The 25,310-nt window shown below is 41.8% G+C and carries 26 protein-coding genes and 1 riboswitch; of the genes, 16 read left to right on the plus strand and 10 right to left on the minus strand.

Annotated features, from left to right (window positions below; all coding sequences use genetic code 11):
• The first annotated feature begins 79 nt into the window (after positions 1-79).
• Genes KA713_19595 through aceK form a run of 3 tightly spaced genes read left to right on the plus strand, consistent with a single transcriptional unit; the run spans position 80 to position 4,125 of the window.
• Positions 80-1,537, plus strand: a complete 1,458-nt coding sequence (locus tag KA713_19595; protein UXE66616.1) for an NADP-dependent isocitrate dehydrogenase — start codon at positions 80-82, stop codon at positions 1,535-1,537.
• A gap of 37 nt (positions 1,538-1,574) precedes the next feature.
• Positions 1,575-2,474, plus strand: a complete 900-nt coding sequence (locus KA713_19600) for a hypothetical protein (GenBank protein UXE66617.1) — start codon at positions 1,575-1,577, stop codon at positions 2,472-2,474.
• A gap of 1 nt (position 2,475) precedes the next feature.
• A complete protein-coding gene (gene aceK / locus KA713_19605; protein ID UXE66618.1) occupies positions 2,476-4,125 on the plus strand; it encodes a bifunctional isocitrate dehydrogenase kinase/phosphatase in 1,650 nt (549 codons plus the stop codon).
• Positions 4,126-4,234: 109 nt separating this feature from the next.
• Here aceK and KA713_19610 read toward each other — a convergent pair whose 3' ends face one another.
• Positions 4,235-4,378: a hypothetical protein gene (locus KA713_19610; GenBank protein UXE66619.1), complete on the minus strand. Its 144-nt coding sequence runs from the start codon at positions 4,376-4,378 to the stop codon at positions 4,235-4,237.
• A gap of 518 nt (positions 4,379-4,896) precedes the next feature.
• Between KA713_19610 and KA713_19615 the strand changes: the two genes are divergently transcribed.
• The 5 genes from KA713_19615 (at position 4,897) to KA713_19635 (ending at position 7,816) form a co-directional block, all read left to right on the plus strand.
• The gene (locus KA713_19615; GenBank protein UXE69200.1) at positions 4,897-5,418 is read left to right on the plus strand and encodes a sigma-70 family RNA polymerase sigma factor; all 522 of its coding nucleotides are present in this window, start codon (positions 4,897-4,899) and stop codon (positions 5,416-5,418) included.
• A gap of 47 nt (positions 5,419-5,465) precedes the next feature.
• A complete protein-coding gene (locus KA713_19620) occupies positions 5,466-6,230 on the plus strand; it encodes a HEAT repeat domain-containing protein (GenBank protein ID UXE66620.1) in 765 nt (254 codons plus the stop codon).
• A 95-nt stretch (positions 6,231-6,325) separates the two neighbouring features.
• A complete protein-coding gene (locus tag KA713_19625) occupies positions 6,326-7,090 on the plus strand; it encodes a DUF4097 family beta strand repeat protein (GenBank protein ID UXE66621.1) in 765 nt (254 codons plus the stop codon).
• Positions 7,087-7,413 (plus strand): hypothetical protein, encoded by a 327-nt coding sequence (locus KA713_19630; protein ID UXE66622.1) that lies wholly within the window; start codon positions 7,087-7,089, stop codon positions 7,411-7,413. Before KA713_19625 ends, KA713_19630 begins: the two co-directional genes overlap by 4 nt.
• 52 nt (positions 7,414-7,465) lie before the next feature.
• Positions 7,466-7,816, plus strand: a complete 351-nt coding sequence (locus KA713_19635; protein UXE66623.1) for a hypothetical protein — start codon at positions 7,466-7,468, stop codon at positions 7,814-7,816.
• 76 nt (positions 7,817-7,892) lie between these two features.
• Here the strand turns inward: KA713_19635 and KA713_19640 are convergent, their stop codons facing one another.
• Positions 7,893-9,029 carry an ABC transporter substrate-binding protein gene (locus KA713_19640; protein ID UXE66624.1) on the minus strand — a complete coding sequence of 379 codons (1,137 nt, stop codon included), beginning with the start codon at positions 9,027-9,029 and terminating at the stop codon, positions 7,893-7,895.
• Between the two features lie 53 nt (positions 9,030-9,082).
• Positions 9,083-9,290: riboswitch (cobalamin riboswitch) on the plus strand.
• A gap of 128 nt (positions 9,291-9,418) precedes the next feature.
• On the opposite strand from KA713_19640, the gene KA713_19645 reads away from it, so the two are divergent.
• From KA713_19645 to KA713_19655, 3 genes are read left to right on the plus strand one after another with little or no spacing between them, the layout of a single operon-like run.
• Positions 9,419-11,554, plus strand: a complete 2,136-nt coding sequence (locus tag KA713_19645; protein ID UXE66625.1) for a TonB-dependent receptor — start codon at positions 9,419-9,421, stop codon at positions 11,552-11,554.
• 10 nt (positions 11,555-11,564) lie between these two features.
• Positions 11,565-11,804, plus strand: coding sequence for a hypothetical protein (locus KA713_19650; protein ID UXE66626.1), 240 nt, complete (start codon positions 11,565-11,567; stop codon positions 11,802-11,804).
• Positions 11,764-11,937, plus strand: a complete 174-nt coding sequence (locus KA713_19655) for a hypothetical protein (protein UXE66627.1) — start codon at positions 11,764-11,766, stop codon at positions 11,935-11,937. The genes KA713_19650 and KA713_19655 overlap by 41 nt, the downstream gene beginning before the upstream one ends.
• 22 nt (positions 11,938-11,959) lie before the next feature.
• Here the strand turns inward: KA713_19655 and meaB are convergent, their stop codons facing one another.
• Positions 11,960-12,940 (minus strand): methylmalonyl Co-A mutase-associated GTPase MeaB, encoded by a 981-nt coding sequence (gene meaB, locus KA713_19660; GenBank protein ID UXE69201.1) that lies wholly within the window; start codon positions 12,938-12,940, stop codon positions 11,960-11,962.
• Between the two features lie 202 nt (positions 12,941-13,142).
• Between meaB and KA713_19665 the strand changes: the two genes are divergently transcribed.
• Together KA713_19665 and KA713_19670 are read left to right on the plus strand one after the other, a co-directional pair.
• Complete coding sequence (locus KA713_19665; protein ID UXE66628.1) at positions 13,143-14,333, plus strand: CHASE2 domain-containing protein; 1,191 nt, start codon at positions 13,143-13,145, stop codon at positions 14,331-14,333.
• A 57-nt stretch (positions 14,334-14,390) separates the two neighbouring features.
• A complete protein-coding gene (locus KA713_19670; GenBank protein ID UXE66629.1) occupies positions 14,391-15,299 on the plus strand; it encodes a hypothetical protein in 909 nt (302 codons plus the stop codon).
• 73 nt (positions 15,300-15,372) lie between these two features.
• Here the strand turns inward: KA713_19670 and KA713_19675 are convergent, their stop codons facing one another.
• The 7 genes from KA713_19675 to KA713_19705 all read right to left on the minus strand — a co-directional run bounded on the left by KA713_19675 (position 15,373) and on the right by KA713_19705 (position 23,103).
• Entirely contained in the window at positions 15,373-17,919 is a 2,547-nt protein-coding gene (locus KA713_19675; protein UXE69202.1) for an ATP-dependent Clp protease ATP-binding subunit, read from the minus strand.
• Between the two features lie 120 nt (positions 17,920-18,039).
• On the minus strand, positions 18,040-18,675 hold the full coding sequence (locus KA713_19680) for a WbqC family protein (GenBank protein ID UXE66630.1): 636 nt from the start codon (positions 18,673-18,675) through the stop codon (positions 18,040-18,042).
• Between the two features lie 38 nt (positions 18,676-18,713).
• Complete coding sequence (locus KA713_19685) at positions 18,714-19,553, minus strand: acetyl-CoA carboxylase carboxyltransferase subunit beta (protein ID UXE66631.1); 840 nt, start codon at positions 19,551-19,553, stop codon at positions 18,714-18,716.
• A gap of 72 nt (positions 19,554-19,625) precedes the next feature.
• Positions 19,626-20,699 (minus strand): class I fructose-bisphosphate aldolase, encoded by a 1,074-nt coding sequence (locus tag KA713_19690; GenBank protein ID UXE66632.1) that lies wholly within the window; start codon positions 20,697-20,699, stop codon positions 19,626-19,628.
• A gap of 122 nt (positions 20,700-20,821) precedes the next feature.
• Positions 20,822-21,190 carry a 50S ribosomal protein L19 gene (gene rplS, locus KA713_19695; GenBank protein UXE66633.1) on the minus strand — a complete coding sequence of 123 codons (369 nt, stop codon included), beginning with the start codon at positions 21,188-21,190 and terminating at the stop codon, positions 20,822-20,824.
• A gap of 88 nt (positions 21,191-21,278) precedes the next feature.
• The gene (gene trmD, locus KA713_19700; protein ID UXE66634.1) at positions 21,279-21,953 is read right to left on the minus strand and encodes a tRNA (guanosine(37)-N1)-methyltransferase TrmD; all 675 of its coding nucleotides are present in this window, start codon (positions 21,951-21,953) and stop codon (positions 21,279-21,281) included.
• A 7-nt stretch (positions 21,954-21,960) separates the two neighbouring features.
• Positions 21,961-23,103, minus strand: a complete 1,143-nt coding sequence (locus KA713_19705) for a DUF1016 family protein (GenBank protein UXE69203.1) — start codon at positions 23,101-23,103, stop codon at positions 21,961-21,963.
• Between the two features lie 31 nt (positions 23,104-23,134).
• Between KA713_19705 and KA713_19710 the strand changes: the two genes are divergently transcribed.
• The 3 genes from KA713_19710 (at position 23,135) to KA713_19720 (ending at position 25,304) form a co-directional block, all read left to right on the plus strand.
• A complete protein-coding gene (locus tag KA713_19710; protein UXE66635.1) occupies positions 23,135-23,272 on the plus strand; it encodes a hypothetical protein in 138 nt (45 codons plus the stop codon).
• Between the two features lie 78 nt (positions 23,273-23,350).
• Positions 23,351-24,850 carry a C10 family peptidase gene (locus KA713_19715; protein UXE66636.1) on the plus strand — a complete coding sequence of 500 codons (1,500 nt, stop codon included), beginning with the start codon at positions 23,351-23,353 and terminating at the stop codon, positions 24,848-24,850.
• A gap of 10 nt (positions 24,851-24,860) precedes the next feature.
• Positions 24,861-25,304 carry a hypothetical protein gene (locus tag KA713_19720; protein ID UXE66637.1) on the plus strand — a complete coding sequence of 148 codons (444 nt, stop codon included), beginning with the start codon at positions 24,861-24,863 and terminating at the stop codon, positions 25,302-25,304.
• The last annotated feature ends 6 nt before the right edge of the window (positions 25,305-25,310 follow it).

The following is a 25,310-nucleotide window of genomic DNA, read 5'->3' on the forward strand; positions in this document are numbered from 1 at the left end:
TTCAAGTATTGTTTCAATTCATAAAAGCAATACTACCATTTCAAGTAAATCTTTTACATTTGCTAAAAATCAAATCAAAATGGCGGAAAAAAGAGCAATTACGGTGGCATATGGCGATGGCATAGGCCCCGAAATCATGGAAGCAACCTTATCGATTTTGGAAGCTGCGGGTGCGCAACTTAAAATTGAGAAGATTGACATAGGTGAAAAAGTGTATGGCCAAGGCCATACTTCGGGCATTGCACCAGAGTCGTGGGAATCGCTTCGCAGAACCAAAGTTTTTTTGAAGGCACCCATCACTACTCCGCAAGGGGGAGGTTTTAAAAGTTTGAACGTAACCACTCGCAAAACATTGGGCCTCTATGCCAATGTGCGGCCTTGTATTTCGTATCATCCATATGTTGCCACCAAACATCCTGTTATGGATTTGGTCATTATCCGCGAAAACGAAGAAGATTTATATGCCGGCATTGAGCATCAGCAAACCGATGAAGTAACGCAGTGCTTGAAGTTAATTACCCGGCCGGGTTGCGAAAAAATCACGCGCTTTGCTTTTGAATATGCTCGTGCCTATAACCGGAAAAAAATCACGTGCTTCACCAAAGACAACATTATGAAATTGACCGATGGGTTGTTTCATAAAGTGTTTGATGAAATCGGTACCGAATATCCTGACATTGAAAAGGAGCATTGGATTGTTGATATCGGTGCTGCAAAGTTGGCCGACTCGCCAGAGACCTTTGACATGATTTTGATGCCGAATTTGTATGGCGATATTTTGTCGGATGTGGCAGCACAAATCACCGGCTCGGTTGGTTTGGGGGGCTCTGCGAATATCGGGCAAGATTATGCGATGTTCGAAGCCATTCATGGATCGGCTCCGCGTAGGGCAGGTCAAAATTTAGCGAATCCTTCGGGGCTTTTGTTGGGTGCGGTGCAGATGATGGTGTACATCGGTCAACCCGAGGTAGCCGAGAAAGTACACAATGCGTGGTTGAAAACATTGGAAGATGGAATACACACCTACGATTTGTTTAAAGAAGGAACGAGCAAAGAAAAAGTAGGCACCAAAGAGTTTGCACAAGCCATCATTAATCGATTGGGCAGCAGACCAGAGAAATTAAAAGCAGTAACGTATGCCGCGGGCGAGGCTCGAAAAATACTAGGTAGTTTCAAGCCTACAATTCCCGCAAAAAAAGAATTGGTAGGCGTAGATGTATTCTTGCATTGGAATGGTACAGACCGCAACCCAAATGAATTGGGCAAAATGTTGAGCGGAGTAAAATCAAACGGATTTGAATTGGTGATCATTACCAACCGTGGTGTAAAAGTGTATCCAGATGGTTTGCCAGAAACTTTCTGTACCGATCATTGGCGTTGCCGCTTCACCTCAGCGAAGATGGATCAACCCGGAAATTATTCCGATGTGATTAACATCATTTCGCAAGTGAATGCAAAAGGTTTGGATATCATCAAAACCGAAAACCTCTGCCGCTTTGATGGAAAGATAAGTTTCTCTCTTGGCCAAGGGCAATAAGAAAATTGTCAACTGACAGTAGGCAAAGCCAAGCAAAATGACCAAGCCAGCTTCTGTTAAAAAGTTAGAATTCGGAAAGGTCAAGGAAGTCTTTGGTAGGGTTATGCCACCGAATCTGTTCACGTGCCGTAATTTGGTAATTGCCACCAAGCATGGAAAGGAATCGGTGATTGCTCCGCTGTTTGCACAAGCATTTGAAACAAACGCCATCTCGTTTCCGGATTTTGATACCGATAAGTTTGGAACGTTTTCAGGCGAAGTGGAACGGAAAGGAGATGCCTTCGAAACAGCACGGTTGAAAATCAAAGCCGCGTTGAAACTCACGGGCGAAACGTTAGCCATCGCCAGTGAAGGCTCTTTTGGCCCACATCCGCAGATTGGTTTTATTCCTGCGGATGAAGAGATTATAATGTTGGTGGACACAAAAAACAACATCGAAATAACTGCTTATAAAATTTCAACCTCTACCAATTACGCTCAGCTAGATTGTACTTCGTGGGATGAAGTTCGAAATTTTGCGATCCAAGCAGGCTTTCCATCGCATGGATTGATACTCAAAAAAGACAATGAAATCATAAAGGGCATCATCGCTTGGGAAGAACTCCAGAGGGGTTTCACAAAATTGAAAAGTGAATTTTCTACCGTGTCGGTAGAAACCGACATGCGTGCGATGCTCAACCCCACGCGGATGAAGGTAATCCAAGAGGCGACCGAGCTTTTGATTGAGAAGATTAAATGTGCGTGTCCTTCGTGTGGCTTTCCTGGTTTTGCAGTGCATGAGCGCGTGGCCGGATTGCCTTGCAATAGCTGCGGTAAACCATCCCGTTTTTCGTTGAAGCATATTTATCGGTGTGAGCATTGCGAATTTGAACAGGAAAAACTTTTTCCGGAAGGATCCGTCTGTGACCCCATGTATTGCGAATCATGCAATCCATAATATGCTACAAGAAGCTCAGTTGACCGCCCAATTTCTTCAACAACGCTACGAGCAGTTTTATCAACGATTTAATGAATTAACAGAGGGAGCAAAATCGCGCTTTGAGAAGAAGCAATGGCGCGAGCAACGGGAGGCAGTTCGCGAACGTATTTTGTTGCACGATGAGGCCATTGAGCGAATTGCCAAAGAACTAAGCGAGCAAACCAAGTTAGCCGTTAGCACTGTAGGTTGGTGGAAGCAAACAGGCGAATACTTTGACAAAGCCACCTACCACAATCCATTGGCCAGAACTTTTTTTGATGCGGTTGGCCGGATTTTTTTCAAAGGTGATTTGGCGTTGAGTCTTTTCAATAAGAGGGAAGGAGTAGAGCCTCTTCCACTATTATTATCATATTATTTGGTTGATGTAAATCAATCTTTGCTCGAGCAAGGGTTAATGGATATTGGCTTCCAAATTCTAAATCAAAAAAACAAAACCAAGGCGGTTTTAGAAAAGATTCAATTGCTTACAACTCTTCCTGCCGAAGCAGTTTTTTATCCCCATCTTTTCTACCGAAACAAACACGCGTATTGGTTGGGGTATCTAAAGGTATCGAATGGAAAAATCCCGTTGTGTTTTGCGTTTGCCCATACCGAGGAAGGCATTGAGCTAAATGCTGTGCTGACTACCGAAGAAGAACTTAAGAACGTGTTTGCTTTTAGTCGTTCGTATTTTTTGGTTTCTACCAACAATGCTCATGCGCTCATTCAATTTTTGCTTTCGCTGATGCCCTCCAAACCTGAGTCGCAGTTGTTTATGAACTTGGGTTACCAAGAGCATGGTAAAGAATTGGTGGTTCATCACTTGCAGCAGCACTTGCAACAGCAACGCACCCAATTTATGGTAGCGCCTGGCATACCCGGCATGGTGATGATGGTGTTTACGTTACCCGACTATGATCTTGTCTTCAAACTGATTCGCGATAACTTTCGGCCACCCAAGTCGGTGAGCCGCGAAGAGGTGATTGAAAAATATCGGTTCATTGCCCTGCACGACCGTGTGGGCCGTTTGGCCGATGCGCAGCGGTTCGAGTATTTGGGTTTGCCATTGGCGTATTTTGAAAAAGATTTGCTCGACTATTTGCTGCGCGAGTGTTCGCAAAGTGTATCGGTGCGCAGTGGCTTGGTGTGCTTTCAAGATATTTATACCGAACGCAAAATGATTCCGCTCAATATATATTTGAATGCGCAAAGGGCGACCGAAGAGAACAATCATGCTGTGATTGATTTTGGCAATGCCGTGCGCGAGATGGCCATGAGCAATATTTTTCCGGGCGATTTGCTTATCAAAAATTTTGGTGTGACCAACGAAAACCGCGTGGTATTTTATGACTACGATGAAATTGTGCCGTTGGCTTCCTGCCAATTTAAAGACATGCCCAAAGCACGCAACGATGATGAAGAGATGAGTGCCGAACCGTGGTATGCCGTGAACGAGAACGATATTTTCCCACAGGAGCTGGTAAAATTTTTATTGCCCGAAGGTGACTGGCGCAACCTGTTTGCAAAGCATCACCAAGAATTGTACACCGCCAAATTTTGGAACGACCTTAAAGCTCTTCATGAATCAGGTGCGCTGGTGGACATACAGCCGTATGAGGAGAATTTGTGAGGGATGAATGGTTACCCTAGTAATTAGAATTCAGCATCTGCATCTACATTTTTATTCGTTTATAAAAAACCTGATTACGAATTAGCTCTCCACTTATTCTAAATGTATCTTAAAGAACTAATTCGTTGTCACTCAATTTAAAAATTTCAAACTCAACCGATTCATTGTTAGTGTCCACTCTTAAGAAATCTTTGCTACCGTTTTGATTTTTACCAACAATGGACCATTTTCCTTTAAATTTTAATCTCTCCATTAGTGGCTCTATAACTTCCATTTTCCCCAAGAGAAAAAAAAATTCTTACGAAAATTGAGTCAACTTTCGTTTCACTCTCCTAAACGATAACTCTTTTATGGCACGTCCAATGCCCTTGAATCGTATCAACTGAGCTCCACATGAGCTAAGAAAATAGATTAAAAGTAAGTTAACATTAAAAAATCTTTTCATAGTTCCGTATCTAAATTTACAAAGGACTTTGTCCTCGTCAAAAAGTAATTAACACGAACTATTAATACCTCATGGATTACTAAGTTGAGATAAATTTGCGGAAAACTTCGGCAAGGGATTGAGGCATTTGTTTGAGCCCGAAACGGGATCTGCGGTTGGTGGCGAGTGCCGAAAGCCCGACCCGAGCGTGTGGGCATGTGCGTGGATGCGAGGGATGCCGCCCCTATTTGAATAAATATTTTCTAATTTGTAACCTTTCGCACACCTGCTGGTAAATAAGCTGAAAATTGAAAATTTCGATTGTGTTGCTCACCGATGAACAGTTAATGGAGGCCGTGAAAGGCGGTAATCTTCAGCAGGCCTCGATTTTGTTCGACCGCTACCATTCGAGGATTTTTAATTTTCTGGCGCGCCTTACCTTGGACCGCCCCATGGCCGAGGACTTGACGCAAAATGTTTTTCTTCGATTGATAAGATACCGCAACAGCTACCGGCCGGGCAGCAAGTTTATGCCGTGGATTTACCAAATGGCCCGCAATGTTTTTGCAGATCATTACCAATCGGCCAAAAACAAGAGAATGGGTTTTGTAGATGTAGAAAATGTGATGAACGTGATGGAAGAAAAAGAAGAAAGCAGAGCGCAAGACGAACGTGAGGCATTGTTGCACCAAAGCTTGGCCAAGCTGGATGCCGAACAACGAGAACTGCTGGTGCTTACGCGCTTTCAACACATGAAGTACGAAGAAGTGGCCGAACTGATGAACACTACAGTGGCCAACATAAAAGTGAAAGTGCACCGCGCCATTGTCAAGTTGAGGGAGCATTATTTTGAATTGGAAAAAATCTAGTCGTCATAGCCGCCCAAAGCTGTGAGACGACTACAAAAAAGAGAAGTATGGAAAACATAGAAAGCAAGTTGATTGACTACATCGATGGAAAACTAGACGAGAAGGAGCGTGTGGCTGTGGAGCGGGAGATGGCTCAAAACGAGAAGGCAAGCAAACTTTACGAACAGCTTTTGAAGATTATCCAAGAGATGGAACGCGTGCAGGACGTAAAGCCATCGCAATCACTTCAACAGAATTTTGAAAAGATGTTGGCCGAAGAGATGCAACAAGCAAAAGGTAAGCAGCTCTTCTTTCATCCAGTGGCACTGCGCATCGCGGCTGGTGTTGTGTTCCTTTTGTTGGGGATTGGAATTGGATTTTGGTTGAATAGTAGCTATCAACAGAAACGTGAAATCGCCCGGCTGCGCCACGAAATGGATTCTACCAAACAAGCAATGTTGGGTTTGTTAACCAATCAACAATCAGCCAGTCAGCGCATGGTGGGTGCCACAGTCGCTTATCAATTGGTAAAGGCGGATGATGAAATTGTGAATGCGTTGGTGAAGGCAATGAATGAAGACCCGAACACCAACGTGCGACTGGCTGCTTTGGAGGCACTCGGCAAGTTTAAACACGAGGCAAGCGTGCGCAAGGTATTGATAGAATCATTGGCAAAACAAAACGACCCGGTGGTTCAAATCAGTTTGATTCAGATGATGGTGGACATGAAGGAAAAATCCATTATCGGTGAATTGGAAAAATTGACCCAACAAAAAGAAATATTGAAAGCCGTAAAAGATGAAGCGTACACGGGAATTTTGAAATTATCATAAATTCAATATTGGATACAGGTTTCTTGCTTATGAGAAAGGTATCCAGCATTGAGTAGCAAAAAAGCAAAACTTAAAGAAAAATATAAACAGACAATATGAAAAAGATAATAATTGTAGTTGGAATAGTAGCGGCAGCCATTAGCGTAGCCACCGCGCAAGAGTTTAAATTGGCGAAAACAAGCGGCCGATTAGAGATTCATATCGGACGCGTAACGGTGGAAGGGCACAGTGGAAATGAAATTATTTTCTCTTCGCGCGACCGCGACAGAGATGAAGATGACGGAAGAGCAAAAGGACTGCGCGCCATTAATAGTCTCGGCCTAGAAGACAACACAGGGCTGGGCATCAACGTGGCCGACAAAGGAAATGTGGTGGAAGTGTATCAATTGAAAAAGATGAACTCACCTGAAATCAAAATATTGGTACCCAAAGGTGTGATTATTTCTTACGAACATTCTTCTCAATATGGAAGCGAGGCAACCTTCAGGAATTTAGAAAATGAGATTGAAATATCGACTCACTATAACAGCGTGGAGCTAGAAAATGTTACTGGCCCAGTGACAGCAAAAGTAATATATGGGCATATTGATGCGAATTTTAGTCAAAATGTGAAAGGCCCCTTGTCGCTCATTTCCATCTACAGCCATGTCGATGTGACGTTGCCTTTGGCCACAAAAGCAAATTTGAAGCTTTCAACTTCATACGGGGAAATATTTGTGGCGCCCGAGTTCAAGATTGACATTGATAAGGATGGTGAAATGGTTCGCTATAGCGATAAAGTGAATGGCAAGATCAATGGAGGTGGAATGAGTATTGACATCCGCTCTGATTATAGCAAAGTTTATCTGCGCAAAAAATGAGAACGATTGTAATTTTATCACTGATTACTTGCTGTGATTTTGCACAAGCACAGAATGTAAGTAAGACTATCCCCGTTCAGCCCAATCAAAAGATATTCATGCACTTCGATTTTCCTGAGTTGATTAAAGTAAGCACGTGGGACAAAAATGCGATAAGCATTGAAGGCACAGTAGATATTAACGATGGCGAAAACAACGATGCGTTTGTGCTGGATTCAAAGGCAAATGGCAATACGGTAGAGATAAAAGGTTTTATTAAAAACATGGACGAGCTTCCTAAGCGGATGATGGTTATTCGCGATAACAAAAAAAATTACTTTTAAATCGAAGGAGGAGTACAGAAAGTACGTTCGAGAGCATGGTAAAGATATCAACGTGTATAGCCATGGCAGCGACATTAATATTACGCTTGAGATAAAAGTACCGAAGAACATGAACACGCGCGTAGTCTCCGTTTATGGAATGGTGGAGATAAAGAATTTTAATGCACCATTGGCAGTGGAAGCGACCTATGGCGGAGTGGATGTATCGGTTGCAGAAAAAAGTGTGGGCGAGCTATTAGCGGAAACTGATTATGGGCAGATTTATACCAACTTAGATTCAAAACCTATCGCTAGAGAAGAGGGTGATTTTCATAGAGAGATTTTGATGAAGCCGGGTGTGGGCTCGCGCTACAGTTTCGAATCAAAGTACGGGAACGTGTATTTGAGGAAGATAAGTCAGTGAGCAGTAAATGGTGATTGGTAAGTGGTTGTTGAAATAAAACCTGACCACTTACCCTTTACTTTTTACCTCCTACCACTTACTCTAGTTTCTTATGAAAGTATAGTTTGTAACTAGGCATCAGCTCTGGATGCGTAATCTTCACTAAATCTTTCAAAACCAAATCAGGACGGAGATAGCCCAACTCTAAAAATTCACTGCCGCCCTTTGCACCGTGGCGAGCATCGTACGAGTAAACTTGTTTTTGTTGAAAGGGTTTGAACAGCGAATAACGTTGCTCGGAATTCTGTAATTCTGTTAAACTTTTAAACGAAGCAACGCCAATCCAGAGGTCAGCAGATTTGGCTTTGGTGAACACCGTTTCAAAACTCAATTGTAGAAAGCCATTGGTTGAATCTGACGACCATAAGTAATCACAACCCGCATCGTGCAATATTTTAGCGGCATAGTTTTGGCCGCCTGGCAAAAACCAAGCATCCCCATACAAGACCCCGCTCAACACCGTTGACTTTTCGTCAAGTGATTTTGCAAGCGATGTAGTGGCGAGATATTCTTTTTCGATTTCCGTGAAGACGGAGTCAGCCTCTTTTTCTTTTCTAAAAAACAGTGCCATGAACTTGATCCATTCTGCTCTGCCCAGTGGATGTTTCTCCAGATACTCTGCATTGATGACTACGGGTATTTTTAATTCTTGAATTTTTTTAAGCTGGCCTAAGTCGCTACCCATCGTGTAGCCCATCACCAACGATGGCTTTAGTTTAAACAATACTTCAATATCCATTCCTTTATCGATGCCCAGTTCCTTTACAAAACCCGCATCGATGCGTTGACGCATTTTTTCTGAGCTGATGTAATCGGTGGTCGGGAAGCCAATGAGTTTAGCGGTCTCACCAATGTAATCGAGCAACGGAATGTGTGTGGTAGACGTACACACGATGCTTTCGAGTGGTGTAAAAATTACTTGTGTAGCATCATCGTGCGGTGGAACTTTCTCGCCTTTGGGCACTAATAAATATTGATAACCACTCTTTGCATTTTGATAGGGTTGCTTGACCTCTACCAGTTTTGAATTGCCAACAGAAGTAACAGTAAAGCCCACTGCATATTTGGTGATTGCGTTGCTTTCAGTTTGCGTATTTTTTTCCTTTTGGTTGCAAGACAGAAGGACGAAAACTGAAAAGGTTAAAATTCTTGCTACAAGAATCTCACATCTCACATCTAAAATCTTAAATCTTGTTAAATGCATGTGCAAGTTTACAGAATTATTTATGTTTGCACCCGTATTGCGGTTTTTCTTGTTGAGTTACATCATCAAGAAGATTAAAAGGGAATTCCGTGAAATACGGAAGCTGTTCCCGCAACTGTAATCCATTAAATGAACTAACAATCTGTGCCACTGTGCTGACCGATACTCAGCATGGGAAGGCGTTAGTGAATGTGGAGAGCCAGGAGACCTGCCGAGATACAACAACAATCAGTGCTTCGGGTAAAAAGCGTCTGTGATTCATTTGATGCGTGTGCTTTGAGATGCCTAAATTCTCATTACAACATCATCGTTTCATCTTCAGCCTTTTACTCTTTTTCAAACCATTAAACTTTTTCAAAATGGAAAAAAAGAGAAAAGTCTGGGCAATCACTCTAATTGTCCTTTGGTGGCTGGCGCCAAGTAAAACAACCGCCCAGCAAGATTCTACTAAATTCACTTTACAAGAAGTGATTGTGTCTGCTTCACGCCAAGATACCAAGCTTGAAGATACGCCTAGAAGCGTAAGTGTCATTGGCGGTAATCAGATTGTTGGTGGTTCGTACAATTCAGTGGCAGATTTACTGGCTCAGCAGGCAGGTGTTTATTTGATCGGGGCAAATCAGGTTCCTGGTTCAAATCAAAGTTTGTTCTTACGTGGCGCTAACTCCAATCAAGTAGTTGTAATGATTGATGGGGTACGCATCACCGATCCATCTACACCCAATAATGTAATCGACCTATCTGAGCTCTCGCTCACAAATGTTGATCGTATTGAAATTGTGTCTGGAGCACACAGTACTATGTATGGAGGATCTTCTGTTGGCGGTGTGGTGAATATCATCACTAAGAATCGTTTACAAGAAGGCGTACATGGAACCATAAGTGCTCAGGGGGGTACTTTTGGAAAAAGCACGAGTAATTATTTGCAACAAGTTGATTTTAGTTATGCCTCTAAGTCAGGTTTTTATGCAAACTATTCGCAAGTCGACCAAAGGGTCAATGGATTTTCGGCTGCCTCGGACACCGCCAAAAATAGCAAACAAAAATTCGAACCTGACAATTTTCAAAAGCAAGACCGCACAGTTAAACTAGGTTATCAGTTTGGTCAGTTGAATGCGCAAGTAAGTTACAAGCGTACAGATCAAGTGGCAGATATCGATAATGGTGCGTTTACCGACAAAACAAACAACAAATTATTTTTCGATCGGGATTTTTATTCCTACTCACTCAATTATCGTTTGAGTAGCCAATTGCAGATTAAAGCAATTGGTTCTTGGAGCAGTTCTCAAAGGGTGAATCAAAATGATTCTTCTCAACTGCCATCTGGCAGGTTTGACGGCAATTATTTTAAAGGTAATTATCGTGGTGAAATTCAAACCCACGAAATTCAAGCAACACATCAAAATAACTTACTTAAAAGCGTGATTGGTGTTGGCATTTATGATGAAGAAATGTCGTTCAATACATTTTTCTACAGCAGCGCATTTGGCGGATTTTCTTCACGGGTCAATTATGATTCGGTAAATAAAAAAAGTTTGACCAAGTATGTTTTTGGGCAGACTACTTTCAAATCTGGAAGCAGCCCCTTTGGATTTACACTAGGAGGGCGCATTAGTAATCATTCATTGTTTGGCACGGTGGGTACTTACGAGCTAAATCCCTTTGTTGCGTTTAAAAATTCAATCCTTTTTGCTTCCATTTCTTCGGCTTTTAATGCACCATCACTTTATCAACTTTTTGATCCAACGGTTCAGCTAGGCTACACATTCACCCGGGGAACAGGAGACTTGCAAGCCGAAAACTCAATTTCAATTGAACTAGGTTGGAAAAAATCATTCGACAAGGGCAATGTTACCCTTTCTGCTTTTAACAATATTATCAACAACTCGATTGAGTACTTTTATCTATGGAACAAGAACAAGCCTATCCCTAACCTTAATTTTTCAGATTATCGCGGTGACAAATACTTGAATGTAGCAAAGCAAATTGTTACGGGTATTGAATTGACAGGCCAGTATCAAATAACCCCAAAAATATTTACTAAGGGAAATTTTACATGGTTAAACGGAAGCTTGCAGTTTAAACCTTCTGATATTACTTCAACACAAAACTTGGTACAGACTCAGGTTTACAGCACGGGCTCTTTTGTAACAGAATCCGAAACAATCAATTCCTTGTTGAGAAGGCCAAACTTTACTGGCTTTATGTCTATTACGTTTCAAGTGCTTCCTAAATTGTCGGTATCAACAAATGCTCGGCTGGCGGCAAGCCGTTTCGATTCAGTCTATGACCCCAAACTCGGGCCCTTCGGTGCGTTGGGCAGAACCAATGTGCAGAATTATCAGTTGTTTGATTTTTTTTTCAATTGGAACATAAATCAAAATGTTACACTTGTTACTAGGATTGAAAACATCTTTGATTCCAAATATGAAGAAATCTCTGGGTTTACAACACGCGGAAGAAGTTTGTACTTAAAATGTATTGTTCGTTGGTAAGCCAATCGGCATGAAAAATTTTCTAACAAGTTGGAGTGGGGGCAAAGACAGTTGCTATGCACTGATGAAGGCACAAGAACAAGGCTTTGCGCCCACCGTGTTGCTCAACATGCTGAATGAAAATGGCGTGATAATTCGCAGCCATGCGATACCCAGACCAATTTTGGAAAAAACAGAATTAGAAACTATAATGAAAATAATTTTTTCAAATGAGAAACAAGAAAAAAGAAATAGATGCCGTTCAACCTGATTACTATTTAGAAAATGGATTAATGGTTTTTACAGAGACCTACCATTTAAAAAGAGGCTTTTGTTGCAAGAATAAATGTAGGCACTGCCCGTATGGATTGGCAAGCAAAGACAATCAACCAAATTTAAAATAGGATGAGAATTTGTTATGCCTCGTTAAATCGTTTTGGTAAATAAAATCTGAGCCGCTTGCAATGGACTTAGCTCTTTCTGATTTATTTTTTTAACTAATTCTTTTTTGGCAGACTGGATGTTTTTATTGGCTTGAAAGTTTTGTTGCCAAAGTTGCTGAAAGTAACTTTCAAACCATTCTAAATCTTGTCGGTCTCGCTGCGATTGTAAGAAACCATTGAAAGTTGTTTTTTCTTTAAATACAATTATCGACTCCCAAATTTCGCTGATACCTTTTTTAAAAAGAGCAGAGCAGGTCATAACAGTGGGCGCAACACCCGATTCGGGTTGTGAGAATAGATGTAGGGCATATTGAAAATCGGCTTGCGCTTGGTTGGCTTTTCTTTCATTCTCACCATCCGCTTTCGTAATCACCAACCCATCGGCCATTTCCATAATTCCTTTTTTGATCCCCTGCAGTTCATCCCCGGCTCCGGCCAGCATCAGCAGCAAAAAATAATCCACCATGCTGCGAACCGAAGTTTCCGATTGCCCCACCCCTACGGTTTCAACAATAATAATTTCGTAACCAGCCGCCTCGCATAACAGAATTGCTTCGCGCGTTCGGTTGGCAACACCCCCCAAGGTGTTTCCAGTAGCAGATGGGCGAATGAAAGCACGCGGGTCTTTTGCCAACTCTTCCATGCGCGTTTTGTCGCCCAAAATGCTGCCCTTGGTTTTTCCACTGCTAGGGTCAATGGCCAATACGGCTACTTTTTTGTTTTGGGCAGTTAAGTGCTTTCCAAAGATTTCAATGAAAGTACTTTTACCCACCCCTGGCACACCTGTTATTCCAATTCGTAGCGAATGCCCCGTGTGAGGCAAAAGGAGTGTTATTAACTCTTGTGCCAACAGTTGGTCTTCTTCCCGTTGACTTTCCACCAGCGTAATAGCCTGGCCCAGCACTGCGGTATTGCCTGCCAGTGTTCCCGCCTCAAGACCGGCTAATGAAAGCCTTTTTCGGATGATGTTTTTCAAAGCTCTTTACAAAAGTCCTGTAAATTCCTAAATTTAGGAATCAAGACCTCATAGTATGAAGAAATTTTGGATCCAGTGTACTGCCATTACTTTTTTTGTATTTGGCATGATGTGGGCGGTGAGTATTGTTTCGGACCTCAAGTTATTTAACAAATTTGATACTATTTCTCTTGCTTTTGCTGATTTTGAATTGACAGACTATGCTTTCAACCAATTGCGCGAGGATCCTAAAGTAGATGAGCGGATTGTTTTGGTGAACTTTGGCAAACTTTCAAGGAGACAGGTTGCTGGAATGGTTCAGAAGATCAATCAGCATAAACCAAAAGTTATTGCTCTCGATGCACGCTATATTTGCGAAGGTGGCCTGCGTGATTCAATAAATTGTCCCCAGTTGCGCGATACAATTGGAAATCTCTTGCTGAGTAATGCAATCATGGAAGCTGAAAATGTTGTGATGGGAGAGAAGCTAATGCAAACTGATTCCCTATCAAGGTTTGATAGCAATGTTTCAGATTCAATTGAAATTTCCGATGATATCTTTAGTGATTATTCATACGAGGGTTTTGTAAATTTTCCAACGAACGCTGCTTGGCAAGAGGACGTAAAACAGGTCCGTACATTTTGGCCATATTTTATCGTGAATGGCAAACGCGAGTTGGCATTCTCAACTCAAATTGCCAATCTATATGACTCAGCGAAAGTGAAAAAATTTCTTGCTCGTAATAAGGAAGAGGAAATTATTAATTTTTACGGCAATATCGATGTTGTTCAGTTGAAGGTAAAAACTTCAAAGGTGAATGATACCAATAGTACAAATTTTGGGACAGGTTTTTATGTAATTGATTATTTAGACGTTTATCAAGGAAATTTTGTGCCCGAATTATTCAAGGATAAAATTGTTATCGTTGGCTATTTGGGAGACCAATTGGGAGACACTGCTTGGGAAGACAAATTCTTTACACCGCTAAACAAGAAAATTGGGGGGCGGGCAAATCCAGATATGTTTGGACCTGTTGTACACGCTAATGCAGTTGCAATGATTTTAAACGAGAATTATATAGATGAAATTCCTCAATGGTTTCAATATATGATTGCGTTCATTTTCTGCTGGTTGACGGTTGCTTTGTTCGCATGGATGGATGCAAACCTACCGATCTGGTATGATGCGCTTTCTGTGATTATTCAGATTATTCAAATTTTCTTGATTATGATCGTAATCGTTCTTGCCTTTGCCTACTGGAATCTAAAGCTTGACCTTTCAATAACCCTTTTAGCTACCGCATTAGTTGGGCCATGTTACGATATCTTTAAATCTGTGCAAAATGAAATCCAAAACCGACTTACCAAGAGGAGAGAACTCGTATCTAAAACGGCAGTCTGAGTTGGCATAATTTTTTATTACATTTACTTTTAAGACGAAAAAACGAGCACCAAACACATGAAAAAATGTAGAATTTTAGTTTTAGTAGGCATTTTTGCCCTGATTTCAGGGATTAAGGCTCAAGATTATGCCTTTAAAGTCATGGCTAATAAGGGATCAAATGAAGTAAAATCAGGCAGTGTCTGGCAGGCGTTGAAGACTGGTGACAAACTCAATAAACAAGATGAGCTGAAAGTAGCCGAAAATTCATATGTGGCGCTTGTTCATTCCTCTGGAAAGCCAATTGAGTTAAAGGAGTCAAAAACTTACAGTATTGCCGATTTGGCAGCAAAAGTTAGCCCGGGTGCCAGTGTTGTGAGCAAATACACAGATTTTATCCTTTCCAGTAATTCTGCAGAAGCCAAGAAAAATAGGTTAAGTGCTACAGGATCTGTAGTGAGGGCATTGGACGGAGATATCAATGTTCTTTTGCCCCCAAGCCAATTTGGTGATACTTTTAATCCACTTGTTTATATAAAATGGGAGACTAAGGTGGCAGGACCATATGAAGTAGTTGCAAAGAATATGTTTGGTGATGAATTAATGAAAATTGAAACGCCAGAGAATGCTATTCAAATTAATAGAAATGATCCTAAGTTTATGAATGAGGATATTTTGATTGAGGTAAGATCAAAAGGTGACAAGAAAAAGACAGATAAATCTTATTTGTTAAGAAGGCTTTCGTCCGAAAGACAGAACCTAATTAAAAAATTGATTGCCGAAATGGGTGAAGATATTCAACAGGAAACAGCATTAAATAAATTTATTATGGCTGGCTTTTATGAAGAAAATAAATTATTCGTTGATGCGATTGGAGCTTACGAAGAAGCAATTAAATTGGCTCCAGATGTTCCAACGTATAAAGAAGCTTATGAAGAATACTTATTGAGAAACAAACTAAAAAAACCTGTTGAGCCATCTAAGTAAAAGCCAATAGGTTAAATAAAAATCCCCGCTGACTCAGTTAGCGGGGATTTTTATTTGGATGAAATTCTATAAACTATTCTGGCTTCTTTTCCTTTGAAGAGGCCTTTGCTTTTTTAACCTTGATGGTTAGCGTTTCACCAGTCCCTTCGTAGTCAGCCATAATAATACCGCCCTCCGAAATTTCACCCTTTAGGATCTCCTCCGCCACTGCGTCTTCTAAATATTTTTGGATTGCCCTGTTCAACGGACGAGCCCCAAATTGTTGATCGTAACCTTTTTCTGCCAAAAAGTCTTTCGCTTTTTCGGTAAGCTCAACGTTGTAACCCAAGGCAGCGATCCGGGTGAAGAGCTTGCCAAGAGTCAGGTCAATGATCTTATGGATATCCTCCCGTTTCAATGAGTTGAAAACGATCACATCATCCAAGCGATTTAAAAACTCAGGGCTGAAGGCTCGTTTCAATGCACTTTGAATCGTTGATTTCATCAACTCTTCTTCGTTATCGCGCTTAGCATTTGTGGCAAAACCTATACCAGCACCAAAGTCCTTTAAGTCCCGAACCCCAATGTTGGAAGTCATGATGATGATGGTATTTCTAAAATCTACCCTTCTACCCAACCCATCTGTTAAAATACCATCGTCCAAAACTTGAAGCAGAATATTGAATACATCGGGGTGCGCTTTTTCAATCTCATCTAATAATACCACCGAGTAAGGTTTGCGTCTTACCTTTTCTGTAAGCTGACCGCCTTCTTCATACCCAACATAACCGGGAGGTGCTCCCACTAATCGCGAAACAGAAAATTTCTCCATGTACTCACTCATGTCCATGCGCACGAGTGTATCGTCTTTGTCAAACAAGTAGGTGGCCAATACTTTGGCAAGCTCGGTTTTGCCCACACCTGTTGGTCCAAGGAAAATAAAAGAACCAATGGGTTTCTTTGGATCTTTCAAACCCACGCGCGTGCGTTGGATGGCTTTCACCAGTTTTTTAATGGCTTCTTCTTGACCGATTACTTTACCACTCAATTGCTCTGCCATGCCAAGCAACTTGTTGCTTTCTTTCTGGGCAATTCGGTTGGCAGGTATACCAGTCATCATCCCGATTACATCCGCCACGTTATCTTCCGTAACGGTATATTTTTCGGTACGGGTTTTTTCTTCCCAGCGGGTTTTGGCCAAATCCAATTGCTCAATCAATTTTTTCTCTTTGTCGCGCAATTGTGCCGCCTCTTCGTATTTCTGACTCTTTACTACTCGGTTCTTTTCTTTCTTTACGTCTTCAATTGCGGCCTCAAACTTCACAATCTCTTCGGGAACATGAATATTATTAATGTGCACTCTAGCCCCGGCTTCATCCAGCACATCAATGGCTTTGTCAGGTAAAAACCGATCACTTATATAACGATCAGAAAGTTTTACACAAGCCTCAATAGCTTCTTTGGTATAACTAACATGATGATGGTCTTCGTATTTTTCTTTGATGTTATCCAAAATCTGAATGGTCTCGTCCACGGTAGTAGAATCTACCATTACCATTTGAAATCTTCGCGCTAACGCTCCATCTTTTTCAATGTATTGACGGTACTCATCTAAAGTGGTGGCGCCAATGCATTGTATTTCTCCACGTGCCAAGGCAGGCTTGAACATATTCGATGCATCCAGCGAACCCGAAGCACCACCCGCGCCAACGATGGTATGCAATTCATCAATGAAGAGAATGACATCGGCCGATTTTTCCAATTCATTCATCACGGCCTTCATACGCTCTTCAAATTGGCCACGGTATTTTGTACCAGCCACCAACGATGCCAAATCAAGCGTCACTACGCGCTTACCAAAAAGTACGCGTGCGACTTTCTTCTGAATGATTCGCAATGCAAGGCCTTCTGCTATAGCGGTTTTACCAACGCCAGGTTCACCAATCAAAATAGGGTTGTTCTTCTTTCTACGGCTTAGGATTTGGGCTACACGTTCAATTTCTTTTTCGCGCCCCACGATTGGGTCGAGTTTATTGTCCTCTGCCAACTTCGTTAAATCTCTCCCGAAGTTGTCTAGAACAGGTGTCCGCGATTTTTCCGCACCCTTTTTTTCCTTGCCAGCACCAGCGCCTGAGGCTCCGCTGCTAAACATTTTTGATGAGTCGTCATCAGGATCGTCCGTATCGGATGAAGCAGTGGCCTGATCGTGCTGGTACTCCAGCATCTCTTTTACTACATCGTAGGCGACATCAAACTTGTTTAAGATTTGTGTGGCCAAGTTATCGGGATCTCTCAAAATAGAAAGTAATAAGTGTTCGGTTCCAATAAGTTGTGCTTTAAAAACCTTTGCTTCGAGGTAGGTAATTTTAAGAGTTTTCTCGGAAGCGCGTGTGAGCGGAATGTTTGCCAAGTTTTTGATTTCGTGTGTGGCCGTTCCTTTTGATATTTTTTCTATTTCTCCTCGTAGTTGATCAAGCGGCACTCCTAATTTTTTCAGCACGCTTACGGCCACTCCTTCGCCTTCGCGAATCATTCCTAAAATCAGATGCTCGGTGCCTATGTAATCGTGGCCCAAGCGCAAGGCCTCTTCCCGGCTCAACGAAATCACTTCTTTGACCCGGTTAGAAAATTTGGCTTCCATATGTGGCATAGTGTATTGAGATATGTAAATGTAAAGTTTTAGTAGGTAAGATTCAAAATTTGCTTTTTATGCTATTGATAACAAAATCTCTAGCTATGTAAGCCAAACGCTTTTTGGATTTTATTTGTTCAATAAGCTTGCTGAACTTCTAATCAAACGGAGGGAATTGGGACCTTCGCAAAACAACAAATCGAGCAGGCTCAAATTCTCTACAAATGAATTGCCAAATACCTGCGTATAGGGGACGGCTCGGTAGAGTTTTCTGGTTAAGTGCGATTTTTTAACTTCTACGGCATTTCTTAAATCAGCAATGTCACCATTTGGACTTTTCTCAAACGACAGACTTGCCGACAGTTTCACTTTCAATCCGATAGATCGCAGACAGAATGACAGCAAACCTTGATTAAGTTCAAAAAGTGTAGAGTGCGGTTGATAGAGAATTTTGTTTAAGTCAGCTGAGTAAAATTCATAGTAAGGTGCTTTGCGATAAGCAGCTTCAATCGTTCGCCAATGATTATTTCTCCATTTGATGCTCGGGTCAATCAGCACATCCTTCATTACCACTTTGCCATGATTTTCTAAAGTTGGCACCACCAAGCGAAAAGGACCCTGTGAAGTGTTGATGTAACACCTGCTTCGATAGCTTTGCTTCACAAAATGCTCGTGCTGTTCCAGGATGAGTTCATCAAACCCATGAAGGCAGCAGAAATATTCCAATGAAGGCAAATAATGAAGATCGATAAGCGCCTTCGGCATAAGGCTGGGGTAAAAAGCGAAAAAGTAGCAGCAAGCAGCTATTGCAGCATCTTCAATAAAGTGCTGAGTCGTTGCTTCAGACTTCTTCTATCGATAATGAAATCTAAGAAGCCATGCTCTAACACGAATTCAGCACTTTGAAATCCTGGAGGCAAATCTTTTCCGATGGTCTCTTTGATTACGCGTGGGCCAGCAAAGCCAATCAATGCCCCGGGTTCGGCTATGTTAAAATCACCCAGCATCGCATATGAAGCGGTTACGCCTCCAGTAGTAGGGTCAGTCAACAACGAGATGTACGGAATCTTTGCTTCGTCTAGCAATGCTAACTTGGCAGAGGTTTTGGCCATCTGCATGAGCGACAATCCGGCTTCCATCATGCGTGCACCGCCCGAGCGGGAAATCATTAAAAAAGGCGCTTTGGTTTTTAAACTTTGGTCGGCAGCACGTGCAATTTTTTCTCCCACCACGCTACCCATCGATCCACCAATGAAAGTAAAATCCATACAGGCAATCACCAGATCCAAGCCATTCAATTTGCCATAGGCTGTGCGAACAGCATCCTTCAATTTGGTTTTGGCCTGCGATTCTTTGATTCTTTTCGGATAGGCTTTGGTATCTACAAATTTCAACGGATCGCCCGATTCCATATTGGCATCGAGCTCGGTAAACTCGTTGTTATCAAACAAGATTTCGAAATACTCTTCTGATCCAATTTTTACATGCAGGTCTTCTTCGGGCACTACATACGCATTGTTTTTCAACTCACGTGTGTGCACAATTTTACCCCCAGGAGATTTAAACCAAAGGCCATCGGGCACTTCGCGTTTTGATTCAGTGGGGGTAAGAATTCCTTTATCAGTACGTTTAAACCAAGGCATAACAATTAATCAATTTGAAAATTTACCTAAGCTTTGTCAATGATTATGTTGTCAATTATCAACTTTTTTTGACTAGGCAATATCAATCGTTTTATCTAAGTACACATCTTGAATCGCCTGCAGGATTTCAACACCTTCTTTCAAGGGGCGCTGAAATGCTTTTCTTCCAGAGATCAAGCCCATGCCACCAGCGCGTTTGTTGATCACTGCTGTACGTACTGCATCGGCCATATCGCTTGAGCCTTTGCTATCGCCACCGGAGTTGATCAAACCTGCGCGGCCCATGTAGCAATTTGCTACTTGGTAGCGGCACAAATCAATAGGGTGATCAGTTGTTAACTCAGTATAGATTCTTTCATCCAATTTTCCATATGAGCTTCCACCCGTATTCAAGGCTTTGTAGCCACCATTGTTGGTTGCCAATTTTTGTTTGATGATATCGGCTTGAATGGTTACACCTAAATGATTTGCCTGGCCAGTTAAATCGGCAGATGTATGGTAATCAACACCATCTTTCTTGAAGGCATCGTTTCGAGTATAGCACCAAAGGATAGTGGCCATGCCGAGTTCATGAGCACGCTCAAAGGCTGCCGACACTTCTTGAATTTGGCGGGTAGCATTATCAGAACCAAAATAAATCGTTGCACCTACTGCCATGGCACCCAAGTTCCATGCGTCTTCAACTGATCCATACATGATTTGATCAGCCTTGTTAGGATAGGTAAGTAGTTCGTTGTGGTTGATCTTTACAATGAAGGGAATTTTGTGAGCATATTTTCTTGACATCATGGCCAAGCCACCAAAGGTGGTAGCCACGGCATTGCAGCCTCCTTCTATAGCAAGTTTTATAATGTTTTCTGGGTCGAAGTAAATCGGGTTTTTGGCAAATGATGCACCCGCGCTGTGTTCAATTCCTTGATCGATCGGAAGGATGGAAACATAACCGGTTCCACCCAAGCGACCTCTGTCAAACATGGCCTGTAAGCTGCGCAATGTTTGGGTGTTGCGATTGGAGATGGTAAAAATCCGATCTACAAAATCTGCTCCGGGCAAATGCAGTTGATCCTTTAAGATGGTTTTGCTTTTGTGGGTCAATAGCGATTCGGCATCTTTTCCCAATAATTCTGTTACAGTTTGTTTAGCCATAGATTTTTTAGTGAGGTGACAAATATAGTGTGATGTGCCTTAGTTAAAAAGTTAATTAAAAAGCAAAAAACCCACTTCAATCACTTGAAATGGGTTTTTTTGTATTTAAAACGGTTGCAAGATTATGCTTCTTGTGCGCTTAATTTTTCTTTGATCCGTGCAGACTTGCCTTGACGGCCTTTTAGGTAGTACAATTTGGCTCTGCGAACCTTGCCTATTTTCATTACCTCAATTTTATCAATGCTTGGGCTCAAAATCGGGAAAATACGCTCTACGCCCACACCGTTTGATACTTTTCTTACCGAAAAACTTTCACCATTGGTAGAAGTACCTCTGCGATAAATAACCGTACCTTGAAATTGTTGAATACGCTCTTTGTTTCCTTCGCTGATTTTAACATGCACGTTGATCGTATCGCCAGCCTTGAAACTAGGCAAATCAGCTCTCTTTGAGGCTAATTCCTGTTCAGCTATTTTCATTAAATCGGCCATAAACCTTATTTTTTAAAATGGACTGCAAATATAGCAGGAGAAGTGACATTTATGAATAAGCAAAAAGGAATTTTATTGGATTTATGCCTCATTTGACAAGTCCAGGCCTTCTTTTTTGAGTCCTTTTCAAAGACTCTTCGTGCTTCCAGTCGCTGATTTTGGCTTCGTGGCCCGACAATAACACTTCCGGTACTTTCCAGCCTTTGTAATCGGCTGGTCGAGTAAAAACGGGAGGCGCAATCAAGCCATCTTGAAAGGAGTCGCTTAGCGCGGAAGTTTCGTCATTAAGAACCCCCGGTAGCAGGCGAATAACCGAATCAGCCAGCACAGCTGCAGCCAATTCCCCACCCGAAAGCACATAGTCGCCAATGCTGATTTCGCGCGTGATGAGATGCTGGCGCACCCGCTCGTCAACACCCTTGTAGTGCCCACAGAGCAATATTAAATTTTGTTTTAAGCTCAATTGATTGGCGATGGATTGCGATAGCAATTCGCCATCGGGGCTCATGTAGATTATTTCGTCATAAGCTCGTTCGTCTTTTAAAAATTGGATGCAGCGGTCGATTGGCTCAATCATCATCACCATGCCGGCCCCGCCACCAAATGCATAATCGTCTGTTGTGCGGTGTTTAGTTGTAGAGTATTCGCGCAAGTCGTGCAGCTTTACCGTAACCAGATTTTTTTCTTGTGCACGTTTCAAAATAGAATCACCAAAAGGACTTTCCAGTAATTTAGGTAAGCAGGTGATGATGTCGATGCGCATTTGAATACTATTGATTGTTTAATTCTTTTCTGATGAATTCTTCAAGTTGCTTGGTAGAGGGTAAAGCCAGCACATACTTGCTTACAAATAAATGTTGGTCGGCATCGGCCATAGCATATTCTACAAGGGGTTTGTTGTTTTCCGTTACCAACAATAGACCAACGGGTGGGTTGTCGCCTGCTTGCACAATGTTCTTTTTGTAATAGTTGACGTAGGTTTTTAATTGCCCAATGTTTTCATGGTCAACTTCTTTCATTTTTAAATCGACCAAAACATGGCATTTTAAAATGCGGTGATAAAATACTAAGTCTATGAAGTAGTATTTTTCGCCAATCGTAATGCGTTTTTGTTTTGCCTCAAAGCAAAAGCCGTGACCTAGCTCTAAAAGAAATTCTTCTAAGTGGTCTATCAATGCTTGTTCCAAATCTGATTCGTAAACAACATCTTTGGCTTTTAAACCCAAGAATTCAAAGGTGAAAGGCGACTTGATTATATCGGTTGGGAATAAGGCCTCAGATTTGTCTTGCACCAAACGGCTAAGTTTTTCCGGATTGTCGCTCATGCCGCTGCGTTCGAAATATAAGGTCGTGATTTGTCTGCGCAATTCTTCGTGACTCCAATTGCCTTTCATGCACTCGATTTCATAGAATGTTCGCTTTAGCGAGTCAGCGATAGGGAGTAATAGTGTAAAATGTGAAAAAGATAAACGGCTGATGAGTTTATCTGGTGGCACTTGTATGCCACCTCTTGTTGATTTTTGTAATTGTGCAGATGGTGTCTGTAAAGTTGTAAGTAATTGATTTTCATTGTTTTGAAATTCGTCAGACAGCGTCTGACGAATTGTAAATCCCATTTTTTTCAATTCGTCAGTCAGCACCTGACGAATCTGGGGATAGATTTGAAAGAACTGCCGATTTAGCTTTAAAGATGTTTCCGAAAGCCCTCTTATGTTAATAGACTTTGCCAATTCGGGCAGTAGTTTATCACCATACTTCGCTCTATCCTCGCCATTTTGCTCAAACTCTACAATATAAAAACCCACCAACCAATTGCGAATGGTGAGGTGTTTGTTCACAGACTTTAGCGCGCTTTGTTGAAGTGTGCTGTGCGCCTGATGGATGGTTTTTACCAATAATGAAAAGTTCATAATTTATTCACAATGCAAGAGCTAGAGCTACGAAATGAACGAAATTTTGGCGAAAGGTAAAGGATTTGGCAACAAGCTAAACACCGGGATTGTTGGAAAGATCGGTGAAGCACCATTGTTTTATTCCCGATTTTTTTATATTTACATGACCAATAAAAGCGAAACAAAATGAAAACCAAAAATCTTCTCCCCCCCCCCCCCCCCCCGAGTTTTAGGTCTGGCAGCAATTGTTATTTTATTTTCTGTTTTTTTGCTTCGATGTAATGATGAGGGCTTACAACCAGAAGCAAAACTTAATCAACCAAATCTCACTGCTGAAGAGATAAAGCGGCTCGTATTACTAGACTCTACCTTTGTTTATACCATAGCCGAGGCTAGAAAGGATGCTCAACAGATAGCTACTGAACTTGACGTTGAAGATGCCCGAAAGGGGAAAAAGATTAGGCGCACAATTGTTGAAGAAATAACTGCGCCTGTACAAGATACCATCATGTACCCTAAAACCGACCGATTGAAGAGCAACGACCCTGGTTTTCATGTTTTCAATTTTTCTGATAATAATGGGTTTGCCATTATCTCTGGCGATAAAAGAGCTTTTGGCCGTTTGGGTTGGTCAGGCAAGGGGAGGTTGGAGAAGGAATCTCAAATTACTATGTTTTTGACAAGAGCCGCATACTATATCCAAGACAAAAGAAAGGAAGTGGAAGCCATGCGAGGGGATAGTGCTCATATTAGCTTGCTTGAAAAGCTATCTGGATACAGGATAAAAGAAAAAAGTAAGAATAGTGCCAACGGTAGGGAATCCATTGAATGCCAGATAGCGAGAAAGAGTGGCAGGGTTGCGATATGTGGTAACTGTGATTTGTATACCTATTCTTATTTGGTATCAACAGTCAATTTTACAAACACTATAGTACAGCCAATCCTCCAAACAGAGTGGGACCAAAGTGCTCCTTACAATAACAATTATGGCAGTAGTGCTTGTGGGTATAGGTGGGATTACTGCAGGATTAATCAAAATAACAATTACTATGCGGGGTGCGTACCTGTTGCTGCTTCTCAGGTGATTGCCCACTACTGGGGTAGAAATCCTTCAAGGGCTAGGTTCGGCACAGATTGGCCAACCATAGCAAATACGGCTCAGGCGTGTACCTTGACACAAAATCAGGTGAGCGATGTTGCCAACTTGGTAAGAAGTACCTATGGGAGCTACGGTTTAGGATTCAAAAATTGTAGTGGAATAGGAGACGATGGTACCTTCACCCTGCCTTATCCCGAAAATGGCATTTGCTCCAGTTATGGATTTGTACAGGGTGAATGGAGAAGTTATAACAAAGGTGATCTAGTAGCCTCCTTGAGAAATAGGAGTCCGGTTCCTGTTTACGGAACTAAACATCTTTGGTGTGTATGCTTAATTTGGCTTCCTTTTATAGGATGTGTTTGGGAGCCTTGCATTGGCGACCCAACTAACTACCATGAGTGGGTGATGGATGGCCTTCTTACGGTGGGCATTCAGTCTACCTACAGAATATTCCCTGTTGACTATTCTGAATGCACTAGCTTGCCTGGCTACGATGCTGTGTACACAACCATTACAAACACCTATGTGCACAACAACTGGGGTTGGGGCGGTAATAGCAATGGTTGGTACATTGAAGGTGCTTTTGGCGGCTTGAATTCAAGCGGGTCAAATCCTGTTTACTCCTATAATCACGATGATAACATAATCGCTTACGTAACTCCACTTTAATGAAATTGGTATGAGAAGAAATATGTCAATTGCCTTGATGTTGTTGGCTGGGTTAGCTATGACAGCATGCCCAGGGCCTTACCAAGGTCCGGGTATTACCTACAGAATCTTTATTTATTACAAAAACGGAAAAGGTGAAAATTTATTTGACCCCGCCACAAGTGGGCGCTTTGAGAGAAGCAAAGTAAAGTTGAATGGTGATGATTCTGGGTTTACAATAGATAGCGTCAGGTATAACAGTAAAATGCCCAAAGGTTTTGCGCTTTCGTTTATTCCCTCTAGAGGTGCAAATGGCAAAAGCGCATTGGATATTATTTCAATCAATGATGCAATCGAAGATACCCTCTCCAGTAAGTATTCTGGAGAAACACTAATCTCTTGCACCTACAGTGGAATGAATGTGCTTCCATCTCCTATGACCTCCCCTCTTTTTCCGGTAGTGATAGTAAAGTGAATAAAT

It is taken from the genome of Chryseotalea sp. WA131a (genome assembly GCA_025370075.1).
Classification (GTDB): Bacteria; Bacteroidota; Bacteroidia; order Cytophagales; family Cyclobacteriaceae; genus ELB16-189.

Coding starts and splice junctions, on each gene's coding strand:
- KA713_19595 (UXE66616.1), top strand. CDS start 80: ATGGCGGAAAAAAGAGCAATTACGGTGGCATATGGCGATGGCATAGGC.
- KA713_19600 (UXE66617.1), top strand. CDS start 1,575: ATGACCAAGCCAGCTTCTGTTAAAAAGTTAGAATTCGGAAAGGTCAAG.
- aceK (UXE66618.1), top strand. CDS start 2,476: ATGCTACAAGAAGCTCAGTTGACCGCCCAATTTCTTCAACAACGCTAC.
- KA713_19610 (UXE66619.1), bottom strand. CDS start 4,378: ATGGAGAGATTAAAATTTAAAGGAAAATGGTCCATTGTTGGTAAAAAT.
- KA713_19615 (UXE69200.1), top strand. CDS start 4,897: ATGGAGGCCGTGAAAGGCGGTAATCTTCAGCAGGCCTCGATTTTGTTC.
- KA713_19620 (UXE66620.1), top strand. CDS start 5,466: ATGGAAAACATAGAAAGCAAGTTGATTGACTACATCGATGGAAAACTA.
- KA713_19625 (UXE66621.1), top strand. CDS start 6,326: ATGAAAAAGATAATAATTGTAGTTGGAATAGTAGCGGCAGCCATTAGC.
- KA713_19630 (UXE66622.1), top strand. CDS start 7,087: ATGAGAACGATTGTAATTTTATCACTGATTACTTGCTGTGATTTTGCA.
- KA713_19645 (UXE66625.1), top strand. CDS start 9,419: ATGGAAAAAAAGAGAAAAGTCTGGGCAATCACTCTAATTGTCCTTTGG.
- KA713_19650 (UXE66626.1), top strand. CDS start 11,565: ATGAAAAATTTTCTAACAAGTTGGAGTGGGGGCAAAGACAGTTGCTAT.
- KA713_19655 (UXE66627.1), top strand. CDS start 11,764: ATGAGAAACAAGAAAAAAGAAATAGATGCCGTTCAACCTGATTACTAT.
- KA713_19670 (UXE66629.1), top strand. CDS start 14,391: ATGAAAAAATGTAGAATTTTAGTTTTAGTAGGCATTTTTGCCCTGATT.
- KA713_19675 (UXE69202.1), bottom strand. CDS start 17,919: ATGGAAGCCAAATTTTCTAACCGGGTCAAAGAAGTGATTTCGTTGAGC.
- KA713_19680 (UXE66630.1), bottom strand. CDS start 18,675: ATGCCGAAGGCGCTTATCGATCTTCATTATTTGCCTTCATTGGAATAT.
- KA713_19685 (UXE66631.1), bottom strand. CDS start 19,553: ATGCCTTGGTTTAAACGTACTGATAAAGGAATTCTTACCCCCACTGAA.
- KA713_19690 (UXE66632.1), bottom strand. CDS start 20,699: ATGGCTAAACAAACTGTAACAGAATTATTGGGAAAAGATGCCGAATCG.
- rplS (UXE66633.1), bottom strand. CDS start 21,190: ATGGCCGATTTAATGAAAATAGCTGAACAGGAATTAGCCTCAAAGAGA.
- trmD (UXE66634.1), bottom strand. CDS start 21,953: ATGCGCATCGACATCATCACCTGCTTACCTAAATTACTGGAAAGTCCT.
- KA713_19710 (UXE66635.1), top strand. CDS start 23,135: ATGAACGAAATTTTGGCGAAAGGTAAAGGATTTGGCAACAAGCTAAAC.
- KA713_19720 (UXE66637.1), top strand. CDS start 24,861: ATGAGAAGAAATATGTCAATTGCCTTGATGTTGTTGGCTGGGTTAGCT.